The sequence below is a fragment of the Ruegeria sp. CG4 genome (genome assembly GCF_056537185.1).
This window is the reverse complement of record NZ_JBQFRB010000006.1, coordinates 157,893-171,431: the sequence shown is the minus strand read 5'-3', so window position 1 is coordinate 171,431 and position 13,539 is coordinate 157,893. Positions and strand designations below refer to the sequence as shown.

Annotated in this window: 10 protein-coding genes; 6 read left to right on the top strand and 4 right to left on the bottom strand. The window is 57.4% G+C overall.

Annotated elements, in window-relative coordinates; translation table 11 throughout:
- Positions 1 to 5 precede the first annotated feature (5 nt).
- Entirely contained in the window at positions 6 to 1,346 is a 1,341-nt protein-coding gene (locus ACR0J2_RS16280; protein WP_480813235.1) for a S41 family peptidase, read from the top strand.
- Between the two features lie 65 nt (positions 1,347 to 1,411).
- Here the strand turns inward: ACR0J2_RS16280 and ACR0J2_RS16275 are convergent, their stop codons facing one another.
- From ACR0J2_RS16275 to ACR0J2_RS16265, 3 genes are all read right to left on the bottom strand, one after another.
- Complete coding sequence (locus tag ACR0J2_RS16275; RefSeq protein ID WP_480813234.1) at positions 1,412 to 2,938, bottom strand: MFS transporter; 1,527 nt, start codon at positions 2,936 to 2,938, stop codon at positions 1,412 to 1,414.
- Positions 2,939 to 3,048: 110 nt separating this feature from the next.
- The gene (locus ACR0J2_RS16270) at positions 3,049 to 3,408 is read right to left on the bottom strand and encodes a hypothetical protein (protein WP_480813233.1); all 360 of its coding nucleotides are present in this window, start codon (positions 3,406 to 3,408) and stop codon (positions 3,049 to 3,051) included.
- 12 nt (positions 3,409 to 3,420) lie between these two features.
- Entirely contained in the window at positions 3,421 to 4,182 is a 762-nt protein-coding gene (locus tag ACR0J2_RS16265) for a DUF6478 family protein (RefSeq protein WP_480813232.1), read from the bottom strand.
- 247 nt (positions 4,183 to 4,429) lie between these two features.
- On the opposite strand from ACR0J2_RS16265, the gene ACR0J2_RS16260 reads away from it, so the two are divergent.
- The 4 genes from ACR0J2_RS16260 to ACR0J2_RS16245 are packed head-to-tail and all read left to right on the top strand — an operon-like array spanning position 4,430 to position 10,671.
- Entirely contained in the window at positions 4,430 to 7,516 is a 3,087-nt protein-coding gene (locus ACR0J2_RS16260; RefSeq protein WP_480813231.1) for an ABC transporter transmembrane domain-containing protein, read from the top strand.
- A complete protein-coding gene (locus tag ACR0J2_RS16255) occupies positions 7,506 to 8,408 on the top strand; it encodes a CPBP family intramembrane glutamic endopeptidase (protein WP_480813230.1) in 903 nt (300 codons plus the stop codon). The genes ACR0J2_RS16260 and ACR0J2_RS16255 overlap by 11 nt, the downstream gene beginning before the upstream one ends.
- Positions 8,409 to 8,467: 59 nt before the next feature.
- Positions 8,468 to 9,400, top strand: a complete 933-nt coding sequence (gene accD, locus ACR0J2_RS16250) for an acetyl-CoA carboxylase, carboxyltransferase subunit beta (protein WP_170614077.1) — start codon at positions 8,468 to 8,470, stop codon at positions 9,398 to 9,400.
- Positions 9,397 to 10,671: a bifunctional folylpolyglutamate synthase/dihydrofolate synthase gene (locus tag ACR0J2_RS16245; RefSeq protein WP_480813229.1), complete on the top strand. Its 1,275-nt coding sequence runs from the start codon at positions 9,397 to 9,399 to the stop codon at positions 10,669 to 10,671. Before accD ends, ACR0J2_RS16245 begins: the two co-directional genes overlap by 4 nt.
- Before the next feature lie 55 nt (positions 10,672 to 10,726).
- On the opposite strand, the gene zapE is transcribed toward ACR0J2_RS16245, so the two are convergent.
- A complete protein-coding gene (gene zapE, locus ACR0J2_RS16240) occupies positions 10,727 to 11,785 on the bottom strand; it encodes a cell division protein ZapE (protein ID WP_480813228.1) in 1,059 nt (352 codons plus the stop codon).
- 165 nt (positions 11,786 to 11,950) lie between these two features.
- On the opposite strand from zapE, the gene ACR0J2_RS16235 reads away from it, so the two are divergent.
- The gene (locus ACR0J2_RS16235) at positions 11,951 to 13,489 is read left to right on the top strand and encodes an alkaline phosphatase family protein (protein ID WP_480813227.1); all 1,539 of its coding nucleotides are present in this window, start codon (positions 11,951 to 11,953) and stop codon (positions 13,487 to 13,489) included.
- Positions 13,490 to 13,539 lie beyond the last annotated feature (50 nt).

Below are 13,539 nucleotides of genomic sequence, written 5' to 3'. Positions count from 1 at the left end.
CAAACATGAAGAGATTTGTGATGGCCGGTCTGGCCGGAACTGTGGCAGGCATTATCGCAACCACTCAGATTGCCGGACCTTTGCTGGCGCAAGAGGCCGAAAGCAAGGCCAGCGTGTATGAGCAATTGGATCTGTTCGGGGACATTTTCGAACGTATCCGCGCCCAATATGTCGAAGAAGTCGAGCCGGAGGAGCTGATCGAGGCAGCCATTGACGGAATGCTGACCTCACTGGATCCGCATTCCAGCTACCTGTCGCCTGACGACGCCGAACAGATGCGCGTGCAGACACGCGGTGAATTCGGCGGGCTGGGGATTGAGGTCACACAAGAAGAAGGCTTCGTCAAAGTCGTCTCACCCATCGATGATACCCCCGCGGACGAGGCGGGGATCGAAGCCGGCGACTTCATCACCCACGTTGATGGTGAAAGCATTCTGGGCCTGACGCTGGACAAGGCGGTGGATCTGATGCGCGGGCCGGTCGGCTCGGAAATCGTGATCACGGTGGTGCGCGAAGGCGAGCAGGAACCGTTTGACGTCACCATTATCCGCGACACCATCAAGTTGACCGCCGTACGTGCACGGACCGAAGGCACCAGTGTCGTTCTGCGTGTGACCACATTCAATGATCAGACCTACCCCAATCTGGAAGCCGGATTGAAGGAGCAGATCGAAGAAGCCGGCGGGATCGATAAGGTCAATGGCGTAGTGCTGGATTTGCGGAACAATCCGGGCGGCTTGCTGACACAGGCGATCAAGGTGTCGGACGCCTTTTTGAATGAAGGGGAAATCGTTTCGACCCGCGGCCGCGATCCGGGCGAAGGGGAAAGGTTCAATGCAACGGCAGGCGATCTGACCGAAGGCAAACCGATTGTGGTTCTGATCAACGGCGGGTCAGCCTCGGCCTCGGAAATTGTGGCAGGGGCGCTTCAGGATCATCGCCGTGCGATTGTTGTTGGCACCAAGAGCTTTGGCAAAGGCTCGGTCCAGACAGTCATGCCATTGCGCGGCGACGGTGCAATGCGTTTGACCACATCACGCTATTATACGCCTTCGGGCCGCTCGATTCAGGCGCTTGGCGTCAGCCCCGACATCATCGTCGAGCAACCGCGCCCAGCCCCAGAACCCGAAGAGGAAGAGGGCAATGCACGCACCCGGTCCGAGGCCGACCTGCGTGGCAGCCTGAACAACGACAGCCTGAGCGAGGATGAAGTTCGCCAGATCGAAGAAGACCGGGCCCGTGCCGAAGCGACTGCCGAGTTGCGGGAAAAGGACTATCAGTTGGCCTATGCTATCGATATTCTGAAAGGCCTGTCGGCCTTCAACCCCAACGGGCCTTCGCAGTAACAAATAAATTGGGCCGCCGGTTTCGGCGGCCCTCGTTACCGGAACAGATCTTTCATCGGCTGCGATCAGCTTTCTATTTTGTGCAGCTTGCTTTCATCCAGCATCAGCGCAAGTACGATCCCGACGGACACGGAAATCGCTGCAAAGACAAATGCCATGTTCATGCCGGTATCGAATGCTCCGGCTATCGCGGTTTTGACCGTCGCAACTTCACTTTCGCCGAGCTTCTGCATGACTGCCTGCGCGGATTTGGTGGTCAGCGTTCCGCCATTGATTGCCTGAAGTTCAGCATCAGACAGTGTGACACCGGCCGCTGTCAGTTTGTCGCGCAGGCTGGCAAGGCTTGTGACATACATGATTGCCGTGGCGCAGGCGACGGCAATGGCCCCGTAGACCAGGTGGGTCATGAAGCTCAGCCCGCCAACAAGACCCGCCCGTTCGGGCTTTACAGCGCAGACTGCCGCCGTTCCCGACGGCCCGACAGTCAGCGTCGCCCCCAATCCGATGAACGCCATGCCTGGCAGAATTTGGAAATAGCCAAGGCCCTGCGGCAAGACGACAACAGTTACTGCGCCAATTGTCGCGATCAGGTAGCCCCAGAACATCAGCCTTTTTGGACCGAAATCGTTGTAAAGCGTTCCTGAAACAATGGATCCGACCGCCAATAGAACAGTCAGCGGTGCCAGCCCAAGCGCCGATTGAAAAACGGTCCAGCCCAGTACTTTCTGCATGTATTGCGGGAAATACAGCAAACCCACAAAGGCCGCAGACACATTGAACATGTTCAGGCCCAGCGTGATCAGAAATTCTCGGTTCTGCATCAACTGAGGCAGCAGCAAAGGTTCCTTTACGCGTTTTTCGACACGTGGGAACAAAAGAAACAGGACTGCGCTGACAAAAAACAGAAGAAGCAGCGGAACCGAAGTCCAGCCCCAATCCGCACCGACATCCAGGGCGTACAGCAGCAGCAAGACCGCGAACGACAGGATGCCCATTCCGGCAAAATCGATGTGTTCGCCTTGTTTGTGTTTGGTCTCACGCTCCATCAAGAACAGGGCTGTCGCCATCGAAATGCAGGAAAACACGACGTTGGCCAGAAAGAACAATCGCCAGTCACCAAGGTCGACGGCAAAGCCGCTGATCATTGGGCCGAAGACATTGCCGCTGGTTACACCTGCAAGGATCAGCCCCATAACCAGGGCCCGATGCTCGGGCTTTGATACTTTGGTGGCGCCGAAGGCCAGTGTGCAGGGCCAGATACATCCGGCTCCGATGCCTTGAAGGGCCCGTGCTCCGATCAGGTAGTCCAGACCGGGGGCGACAAAGCATAGGATGGAAGAAAACAGAAAGATCGAAAGACCGATGATCATGATCTTTCGGTGCCCGTACATGTCGCCGAGTCGCCCGCCGGCGACCATGGTCATGGCGAAAAACAGGGCGTAGATGTTGAGCACCCACTGGGTGCTTGTAATGTCGGCATCAAAGCTGTTTTCGATGGCCGGGATCAGCATCAAAGCGCCGGTAAAATCAATCCCGATCCCAAATGCGGTCACCATAAGGGCGATGACCTTGATGATACTACTGCGGTCCATTGAGAAACCCAGGTTGCTCCGGATGTCCCGATAATGCATCAAGCCGGTCAAAAAAGATAGGAAAACAGCAGTTTAACGGTCCAGCCGGTACGACAGGCTGAACGCCCGGCCTATTCCGCGTTGCCGCAGATCCGTCGTAATGCGCGTTTCAGCATGTCCAGTTCGGCGCGCAAAAGCTCCACCTCAGCCCTCAGGTTATCCGCAGCGGGAGTGCCCGCGATCACCGTGATGTCGCCCAGTTTGTTCGTCGTTGCGGTGTCGACGATCACAAAACAGTGCACCCCTTCGGAAAGGGCAGAGATGGGCAACTGAATACTCAGATCCCAACCGCCATCCGCGCGTGAAACGCTGAACTTTTCCAGCGGTTCACCGAGATAGCGCACTTCGATCTTGGGTTCCGTTTCGGCCTGCAGATGGCCTTGCCAAAGCCCGTCTTCGAACCGTGTGCATGTGAGGGAGGGAAGGGTCATGCGGCAAGCACCTTACAAGTCAGCTCGGAAATGGCGGCAAAACGTCAAATCGCGCAAAACGATCCGATTCATCCCAGGATCGTCAAAGATCAGATCCAGCCAGATCTTTTCAACACGTTTCTCGTTCAAAGACAGATGCGCAAGGTCAAAGTCCATTGCGTTGGAGGTTCGGTTTTCGTCAAGTTTGCGCAACACTTGTTCCGTATTTGGGCCGTGCTGAATGTTGAGACGTGCGAATATGTCTCCGTTCCGCTCGCATTCGACCAACGTGTCGACACGCATCAGGTGTTGGCGCGTCAGGTCTTGCGCTGCGTCCGGTGGGAGCTCGACCGACAGGGACAGGAAAGAACCGGTGAACCCGAACACCTCGATCGCAAGGCTGAATGGGGCGAGGTCCTTGTCACGGCGATTGCGTATTTGGCGCATTCCGATTTCGGACTGCTCGCAATCATGAAACAGGGTTACCTGCCGGTCCATCGGCGCTTTTCGCGGGGCCGAGGCGACGCCGTGCCTGGACAGCGGCTCGCGCCACAAATCCGGACGCCAGGACCAGTCCGTGCCAAGCGGTTTGGGAAACTGCACCGAACCAATCAGTGGCCGGGCCAGCCGCCCGTCGGCCTGTTGGATCAACAGGTCAAGATGTGTCCGCAATTTGCGCGCCTCATCCCGTTGCCTGCGCAGCAATGGCTCAGGCGTTTCGGTCGCAGCCTTTGCGGCTTGGCGCCAATGCCCCAGAGACTTGCGATGCATATAGCGATCCAGAAAACTGCCCATGATCCTATCGTCCAAAGTTGTACCTGTTTAGTCAAAGACCAAGTGGCGGTTAAACCCGAATTACAGCATTTCAGCGCTTAATTTTCCGGAAATGTGATCTGCGGCGGGCTGGACAGAACCGCACCTTTCTGCCAAAGCCGCGCCCGTTCTTGCAATAGACCGGGGCAGTGCTTACCGTCTGATACCGGATCGCAGTGGAACATCCGTCAAACAGCGCACATCCGAATTTCTCAGGACAAGGGCGGTCATGGAACCCACTCTGTTTTCGTTTATCTGGAAATACTCGAAGAAACAGCAGCTTGTATTGTTGTTGCTGACCGTATTGTCGTTTCCCTTTCTCTATGCCTCGCTCGAGTTACCCAAACAGATCATAAACGATGCAATTGGGGCGCCCACCGACACGGTGACGATCTGGGGCCATACCGTGACGCAGATCCAATACCTTTGGATCCTGTGCTTTGCATTTCTGGCCACGGTGATTGCCAGCGGGTTGATGAAGATGCGCATCAACACGATGAAAGGCGTTCTGGCCGAGCGTATGCTGCGCCGCCTTCGCTTTTCCCTGATCCAGCGAACGATGCGGTTCCCGAAATCCTATTTCGCCACCACCAGCCAGGGCGAATTGGTTTCGATGATCACCTCCGAGGCCGAACCGATGGGTGGGCTGATGGGCGACGCGATTGCCCAACCGGTGTTTCAATTCGGGCAGATGATGACAATCGTCACATTTCTGTTCATGCAAAGCGTCTGGTTCGGATTGGCCAGTGTCGCGCTCATCCCGTTGCAGGCTTGGCTGATCCCGAAACTGCAACGCCAGATCAACCTGCTGAACAAGGACAGAATTCAACAGGTTCGACATCTAAGCTCGGAAATCGGTGAGAGTGCGGCGGGCATCAGTGATCTGCGCACCAATGGCGGCTGGCGTTATCGGCTGGCGCAGTTCAGCCATCGGCTCGGCATCTTGTTCGAGATCCGCTTCAAGATCTACAACAAGAAATTTTTCATGAAGTTTATCAACAACCTGATCACGCAGATGACGCCGTTTCTGTTCTACTCTGTCGGCGGTTATCTTGCGATCACGGGAGAGGTGACAGTGGGCGCACTGGTCGCCGCACTTGGGGCCTACAAGGATCTGAGTGGCCCTTGGAAGGATCTGCTGACCTACTACAATCAGGTGCAGGACATGTCGCTGCGTTGGGAAATCGTTATAGAGCGTTTTGCCCCAGCCAACATGATCCCCGAGGAACTGTTTTCCGGAGAACCCGAAACCATCCCGCACCTGACCGGTGACATCGAGTTGCGGAACGTGACGGTCCGCGATGATGACGGCAAGACCATTCTTGAAGATATCGACCTGACAATCCCAAAGGGTGCCCGGGTGGCGATACAGTCGCCACAAGCGGCCGAGCGTGGTGCGCTGGCTCAACTGCTGACAAGAGAGCTGCTGCCGGTACAAGGCGACGTGATTATGGCGGGTCACAATCTCAATTCGCTGCATCAAACAGTGATTGCCGCCCGAATTGGGTATGCCTATTCACGCCCCTACCTGTTCGATGGAACACTGGGGGACAATCTGCTGATGCCCCTGCGGATCCGCCCGCAACATCAGTCGGACGCGATAAAGGCCCCTTCGCGTCGTCAGATCGAGGCCGTGCGGGCCGGAAACCCCCCCGATTCCCTGTCGGATGAATGGGTCGACCCCAGCCTGGCCGGGCTGGATAGTGCTGACGACATTCGCGACTGGTGGTTTCAGCTTGTCGAGGCGATGGGGATCGACGAGTTCATGTTCCGCCGTACTTTACGCTCCCGGTTCGACCCGGAACAGCATCCGGCTTTGGCAAAAGACGTTGTTGATCTGCGCGGAATCGTTGCCGAGCGTCTGCGCGAGCGCGGCTTGGACCGATATGTCTTCAGATTCGACCCGGATCAGTTCAATCCCGCCGTTCCTTTGGGCGGCAACCTGCTGTTCGCGTCTCCGTCGCAGGATATCTCTCCGGAAACGCTTGCTGAAGATGATCGATTCCAGGCAATGCTCAGCGCGAACGCCCTGGACGATGACGCCATGAGCATTTCCAGTGCCGTGCTGGAAACGCTGACTCAGGCATTTGGCCGGGATGGCACGGACCACCCTCTGTTTTTGCGCCTTGGCCTGTCCCGCGACATGTTCCACAGCCTGCTGGACATCGAAGACCGTCGCAAAGCCAAGGGTGATGCCGCGATCAGTCAGAAAGAAAAAGCCCTGCTGATGACCGTGCCCTTCCTTCTTACGGCCGAGCAGATTGGTCCGAATTTTCCGGACGAGTACAAGAACAGAATTTTGACGATTCGAAAGACGCAGGCAGAAAGAATCCGGGAATCGATGCAGGGGATGTTCCTGCCAGTGTCGCCGGATCTCTACATTCCGCGTCTGACCGTGATCGAGAATGCGCTTTACGGACGCATTTCGATCATGGCCGGGGCCAAAAAAGACGAGATCGAAGATGTAGTTGCCGAAGTTATGAACGAAGCCGGGCTGCGCCGCCGCGCCGCCGCGATCATTTACGATCTGCCGTCCGGACTGGGGGGAAACAACCTGCCGACCGTTTTTCAGGAGCGTGCCGCGTTTTCGCGGGCGGGCATCAAACGCCCCGACATTCTGGTGCTGGACAAGGTGCTGGCCAGCCACGATTCGGAAAGCCGACTGCGCACCCGCCTGAAACTGCGTGAGCTGCTGCCTGATTCAATCATGATCTTCATGGAAGATCATTTTGCTCATCCCGAAGCGTATGACCTGTTCGTCGAAATCAAGGACGGCCGTATTGACGGTGTGTCAAGAACTCAAGCAGAAGCGGAAGAAGGCGCTACGGCAGACCTGAGCCGGAAGCTCAAGATCATCTCCTCGACCGAGTTGTTCTCCAAGCTGGATGGCAGAAACCAACGTTTGCTGGCGTTTTCCGCACAATGGTACGAGGCCGCAGCCGGGCAGACCATCTTTGCCCGCGGCGAGGCACCTGACGCGGCCTACCTGTGTATTTCCGGTCAGGCCAATTTGGAATGGAACGACAGCAAGGGTCTCAAGCGGGTAATCTCGGTCATCGAGCCGGGACGATTGATCGGAGACCTTTCGATTATCACCAAAGACGCCAGACAATTCGATCTGGTTGCAACACAGGATTGTACCTTTCTCAGGATCGGCGCCGGAGAGCTGCGCGCCGTCGTGGAGAGCGACGTTAATGTCGCCGTGCAACTTCTTGAAACCGTTGCCGGCTACCTGATGACAGTGTCCGATCGTGTGGCCGCCGCGCAAACCCCAGAGGACATATTCACCGATACCGGCAGTTCCAGTGGAACCTAAAATCACGACACATACGGCATACGCAGCCCATGAGATGCTTGTCCGCGACGCACGTAACAGACCGGAACTGTGGCGGCTGACGGTCGGGTTGGCGATTGTTGGTGGTGTTGCAGTTTTCCTGAACCTCACCCTGTCTTCCGTGATTTTCAGTCTCGGCACCGCGCGGTGGGTTTCCGGCTTTCAGGCGGGGGCAACACCGTCTGCTTTGTTAATCCTGTTGTCGAGCTTCGGGTTCATTACGTTGGGCGTCAAACTGGCCGCCGGGGCGATGCAAAACCGCCCGTTGCATGCCATCCTGGGTCCCCGCCGTCTGGGCGTTCGCCAGTTCTGGCGCGTACTTCTGGCATTGGTGCTGCTGGCCGCGTTGATCTTCATCCTGCCGCCTTACAATCTGGGTGCACCGTTCAAACCCAATTTGGCTGTCGAAACGTGGCTGCTGCTGTTGCCGCTGTCTCTGACTGCGGTTTTGATACAAACCAGCGCCGAGGAAATCCTGTTTCGCGGCTACATTCAGCAATCACTGGCTGCGCGGTTTCGGTCACGCCTGATTTGGATGGGTCTGCCTGCCTTGTTGTTTGCGGCCGGTCACTACGCGCCGGCCACATCCGGAGAGAACGCCCTTCTGATCGCAATCTGGGCCGGCGCTTTTGGCCTGATCAATGCCGATCTCACCGCGCGGTCGGGTACCCTTGGTCCGGCTATTGCGCTGCACTTTTTCAACAACGTTGTGGCGCTGCTGTTTTTCTCGATCCCTGACAACCTCAGCGGTCTTGCCTTGTTCCTTCTGCCCTATGACATGTCCCAGACAGACGTGATACGACACTGGCTGTATGTGGATTTCGTGATGATGGTTGTTTGCTGGCTAACCGCACGGCTTGCGCTGAGGCGCTGATTGCATTTCCTGACGTAGCGCCTTATTTGACGTCAAAACCGCATCAGCAAGGTTCCGACATGAACTGGATCACAAACTACGTCCGCCCCCGGATCAACTCGATCTTCTCGCGCAGGGAAGTGCCCGAAAACCTGTGGCACAAATGCGATGAGTGCGGAACCATGCTGTTTCACCGCGAACTGGCCGACAACCAGAATGTCTGCACGCAATGTGATCACCACATGGCAATCACGCCGCGAGAGCGGTTTAAGCATCTGTTTGATGGCGGTATTTTCACCGAGGTCGAAGTCCCCGCGCCGAAGGACGATCCGCTGCATTTCCGGGATCAAAAGAAATATCCCGACCGCATGAAAGCGGCCCAGAAGAAGACCGGCGAGAAAGAGGCGATGCTTGTCGTGAGCGGTGAAATCGGCCGCACGCCAGTTGTAGCTGCGGCGCAGGATTTTTCGTTCATGGGCGGATCGATGGGCATGTATGTCGGCAACGCCATCATCGCAGCCGCGCAGGAGGCCGTGAAACTCAAACGCCCGCTTATCCTGTTTTCGGCTGCCGGTGGCGCGCGAATGCAGGAAGGCATCCTGAGCCTCATGCAGATGCCCCGTACCACGGTCGCGGTGGAAATGCTGAAAGAGGCGAACCTGCCCTATATCGTGGTGCTGACCCACCCGACCACCGGCGGCGTCACCGCGTCTTATGCGATGCTGGGTGATGTGCATATCTCGGAGCCGAACGCGCTGATCTGCTTTGCCGGACCGCGCGTGATCGAACAGACCATCCGCGAGAAACTGCCCGAAGGATTCCAACGCGCTGAATATCTGCTGGATCACGGGATGCTTGACCGTGTGACAAAACGCACCGAAATGCGCGATGAACTGATCACCATCACCCGAATGCTGATGGGCCTGCCGCCAGCTGTCAAAGGTGACCTTCCCGCACCAGAGCCGGAAGAAGCACCGGTCGAAGCTTCGACCGAGGGCGCAGGCGAGAAATGACGACCCCGACATCCGACGTCATCCTTGATCGGATGATGGCGCTGCATCCCAAGATCATCGATCTGACTCTGGATCGTGTGTGGCGCTTGCTGGCAGCTCTGGACCACCCGCAAAACCGATTGCCGCCGGTCATCCATATTGCCGGAACCAACGGCAAAGGTTCGACGCAAGCCATGATCCGCGCAGGGATCGAAGGGGCCGGGCTGACAGCTCACGCATACACATCCCCCCACCTGGCCCGCTTTCACGAGCGAATCCGACTGGCGGGAGAGCTGATCTCGGAGCCTGACCTTACGGCGGTTCTGGACGAGTGTTACGCCGCAAACAATGGTGAGAATATCACCTATTTCGAAATCACCACCTGTGCGGCCCTGCTGGCTTTCGCCCGCACGCAAGCTGACTATACGCTCCTTGAAGTCGGGCTGGGTGGCCGCCTGGATGCAACCAACGTCGTGGAACAGCCTGCGGTTACAGTCATCACGCCGGTTTCGATTGACCACGAACAGTTCCTTGGCGACACATTGGGCAAAATTGCAGCCGAAAAGGCCGGCATCATCAAGCCCGGAGTGACCTGTATCGTGGGCCCGCAAGAAGACGAGGCGCTCGAGGTCATTGAATACACCGCCGCGCGACTGGGTGCGCCACTGCTTGTTAATGGCCAACACTGGCACGTAAACGAAGAAAACGGACGCCTGATCTATCAGGACGAAACAGGATTGCGCGATCTGCCGCTTCCCAATCTGCTGGGCGCGCACCAAATTCAAAACGCGGGCGCAGCGCTGGCGGTTCTGCGCCATCTGCAAATGGGCGATGACGCCTATGAGGCCGCCGCGACCAAAGCCGAATGGCCAGCACGCATGCAGCGCCTGAAAACAGGGCCACTGACAGAACAGGCTCCGCTCGCTGAACTGTGGCTCGACGGGGGCCACAACGCTGCTGCTGGCGTGGCGTTGGCCGACGTTCTGGCGAAACTGCCCAAACGCCCGACACACATGATCTGCGGCATGCTGAACACCAAGGACGTCACTGGTTATCTGGCGCCGCTTGCCGATCAGGCCGAAAGCCTAACCGCCGTATCCATTCCCGGCGAGGCCAACACGCTCAGCGCTGACGACACTGCGGCTGCAGCCGCAAGGGTCGGCCTGCCAGCTTCAACAGCGGAAAACGTCGCGGCAGCCCTGACAGCAATCACGGACAAAGATCCACAAGCGCGTGTTCTGATCTGTGGCTCGCTCTATCTGGCGGGCAACATCCTGCGCGAAAACGGCTAGTTGTTTTTCTGTTTGGAAAACCTCGGAGCGCGCTGGGGCGAGGGGGCAGAGCCTCCTATTTCCCCCAGTCCTGATCCTGCATTTCCCGCAGGCGCGAAGCGGTGCGCTCGAATTCAAACGTTCCTTCACCTTCGACATACAACATCTCGGGCTCGGCCGCCGCCGAGCAGATCAGCCGGACCCGGGCCTCGTAAAGGGCGTCAATCAAAGTGACAAACCGCTTGGCTTCGTTGAAGTTGTTGCGGGACAGGCGCGGAACGTCTTCCAGAACCAGCACTTTCACCGCTTCCGCAATGGCCAGATAGTCTGCCGGGCCCAGCATACGTCCGCACAAATCATAGAAGCTGGCCCTCGCTACGCCATTGCGAAAGGCCGGAAGTTCAACGGCCCGGCCGTTCACTTTCAACACCAGCGGCTCCGCTGCGCCTCCCGACAGGTCATTCCAAACCGCCCGGATATTCTGCCGGGCCTCGGGCCCGATCGGCGTAAAATACACAGGCTCACCCGCCAGTCGGTTTTGTCGATAGTCGGTGGGCGAGATCAGCTCCCAGACTTCAAGCTGTTCCTTGATTTGCGCGATGAATGGCAAAAACAGCTGTCGGTTCAGCCCGTTCTTGTACAGCTCATCCGGGTGCCTGTTCGACGTAGTGATCACGACCACCCCGCCTGCATGCAAAAGATCGAACAGGCGGCCCACGATCATCGCGTCCGTTATGTCCGTGATCTGCATTTCGTCAAAGGCCAGCAATCGGACTGATTTGACCACTGCCTCGGCAACGGGTGCCAGCGCGTCCTCGACCCCTTCCTTTCGAGCCTTGTGCATACCCGCGTGAATTTCCTGCATAAAAGCATGGAAGTGCACGCGCCGTGCAGGAATATCCTCCAGCGCATCCACAAACATGTCCATCAGCATGGACTTGCCGCGCCCGACGCCACCCCACAGGTAAAGGCCTTTGGGGGCGGGCGGGGCTTTTCGGAAGAAACCGCGTTTGACAGGTTCGGCTAGGGTGGCGCGAATACGCTCGAACTGTGGCAGAACGGCCTCCTGCGCGTCATCCCTGATCAGGCTGCCATCGGCAATGCGGGCCTCGTAAAGCGAAATCAAATCCGTCATGTCTGAGCCATAGCGTCCGCTCTGCCCCTTGAAAAGCGGCCTTTTTCTCTCGGCTTCGTTTTTGACGGGCTTCGCTCTGAAAAAATCTGTCAACGTGTTGCACGAGCGTCGGAACCAAGACAAAGTCCGCGCCAGACAGAAGCGTGGCTAAACAGGATTGCGGACATGTCACAGGCAGGAAACGTCTTATTCATAATCATCGACCAACTGCGTGCAGATTGCCTAACCGGCGCATTGGCGAACCATGTGGATCTGCCCAATTTGCGCGCGTTCATGAGCGATGCGGTCACCTTTACGCGCCACTTCTCGGTGACCAACCCGTGTGGCCCGTCCCGGGCTTCGATACTGACCGGTCAGTACGCGATGAACCACCGCTCTGTCCGCAACGGAACGCCACTGCGCCACGACATTCCCAATGTCGCGACCGAGATGCGCAAGGCCGGATATCTGCCCATGTTGTTCGGCTACACCGACACGTCAGCAGATCCGCGCGTGTTTGATTCCAACGACCCGTCGCTCAAGTCGTATGAGTACCCGATGCAGGGGTTTCACGAGGTGGTCGAAATGCGGCTCGAGGAATCTTTTCCCTGGCAATCTCATCTGATGCAAAAGGGCTATTCATTCGACGATTACTGGGATGTCTACAAGCCCGTATCACCAACTGGCAGCACGCCGAAACTGAACGACCCCGCGTTGTACCGGGCCGAAGACAGTGACACGGCCTTTCTGACGGACGCTTTTCTGAATGGTATCGCCGCGTACCACAAACAGAGCTGGTTCGCCCATCTGACCTATATCCGGCCGCACCCGCCGCTTGTTGCACCTGCGCCGTATAATGACATGTACGATCCTGCCGAGTTGCCTTTTCCTGCCGGGTTCCCGGACCAGCAGGCCGAAGCGGCGCTGCACCCGTTTTTTGCCCCTTCGATGCAATCCCAAACGGCCACCGGCTTTGTAAAGGGCATGGGGGAAATTGAACCGACACAGGAAAACGTTCAAACACTGCGTTCCGTCTATCTGGGTCTTGCGACCGAGGTCGATCATCACGTCGGCCGTGTAATCCAGTACCTGAAGGAAAGCGGGCAATATGAGAACACTTTGCTGGTGATCACCGCCGACCATGGCGAGATGCTGGGCGACCGGCATACCTGGGGCAAAATGACGGTGTTTGATGCCGCCTATCATACGCCCCTGATTATCAGGATGCCGGGGAATTCAGCCCGCGCGGGTTCGGTTGTCGATGTGCCGACGGAATCTGTGGACGTCACCCCAACCATTCTCGACTGGGTGGGCAAATCAGTTCCGAACTCGATGGACGGACGCTCGCTTGTGCCGCTGCTGAAGGGTGATGTTCCCGACGACTGGCGCAGGTATTCGTTCAGTGAGCTTGATTTTTCAGAACCTGAAAAGCCAACTCTGTGGCAGCAGCAATTGGGAACCGGCAACAGCGACTCGAATCTGAGCATTCTTCGGGAGGACCGGTTCACGCTGGTTGAGTTCGCCGCCGATCTACCTCCGATCCTTTTTGACCATGCCGGCAAGGGTGAGCTTGAGAATGTCGCGAACGATCCGGAATTCGCGTCGGATCTGGGCCGGCTTGGGCGTCAGATGCTACGGCACCGCATGCGCAATGCGGACCACACGCTTTCCCTTTATTCTCTGACCCCAGAGGGTGCCAAATCGAAAGAGCGCTATCCAGACTAGGGCAGTGCAGCGTGACCATGAGCCCAAGGCAGGCCCGGCCTGTTTTTGTC

Bases quoted from the DNA above. Each gene is read 5' to 3' on its own strand.
- ACR0J2_RS16270 (WP_480813233.1), bottom strand. From the start codon at position 3,408: ATGACCCTTCCCTCCCTCACATGCACACGGTTCGAAGACGGGCTTTGG.
- ACR0J2_RS16265 (WP_480813232.1), bottom strand. From the start codon at position 4,182: ATGGGCAGTTTTCTGGATCGCTATATGCATCGCAAGTCTCTGGGGCAT.
- ACR0J2_RS16260 (WP_480813231.1), top strand. From the start codon at position 4,430: ATGGAACCCACTCTGTTTTCGTTTATCTGGAAATACTCGAAGAAACAG.
- ACR0J2_RS16245 (WP_480813229.1), top strand. From the start codon at position 9,397: ATGACGACCCCGACATCCGACGTCATCCTTGATCGGATGATGGCGCTG.
- ACR0J2_RS16275 (WP_480813234.1), bottom strand. From the start codon at position 2,938: ATGGACCGCAGTAGTATCATCAAGGTCATCGCCCTTATGGTGACCGCA.
- ACR0J2_RS16280 (WP_480813235.1), top strand. From the start codon at position 6: ATGAAGAGATTTGTGATGGCCGGTCTGGCCGGAACTGTGGCAGGCATT.
- ACR0J2_RS16235 (WP_480813227.1), top strand. From the start codon at position 11,951: ATGTCACAGGCAGGAAACGTCTTATTCATAATCATCGACCAACTGCGT.
- zapE (WP_480813228.1), bottom strand. From the start codon at position 11,785: ATGACGGATTTGATTTCGCTTTACGAGGCCCGCATTGCCGATGGCAGC.
- accD (WP_170614077.1), top strand. From the start codon at position 8,468: ATGAACTGGATCACAAACTACGTCCGCCCCCGGATCAACTCGATCTTC.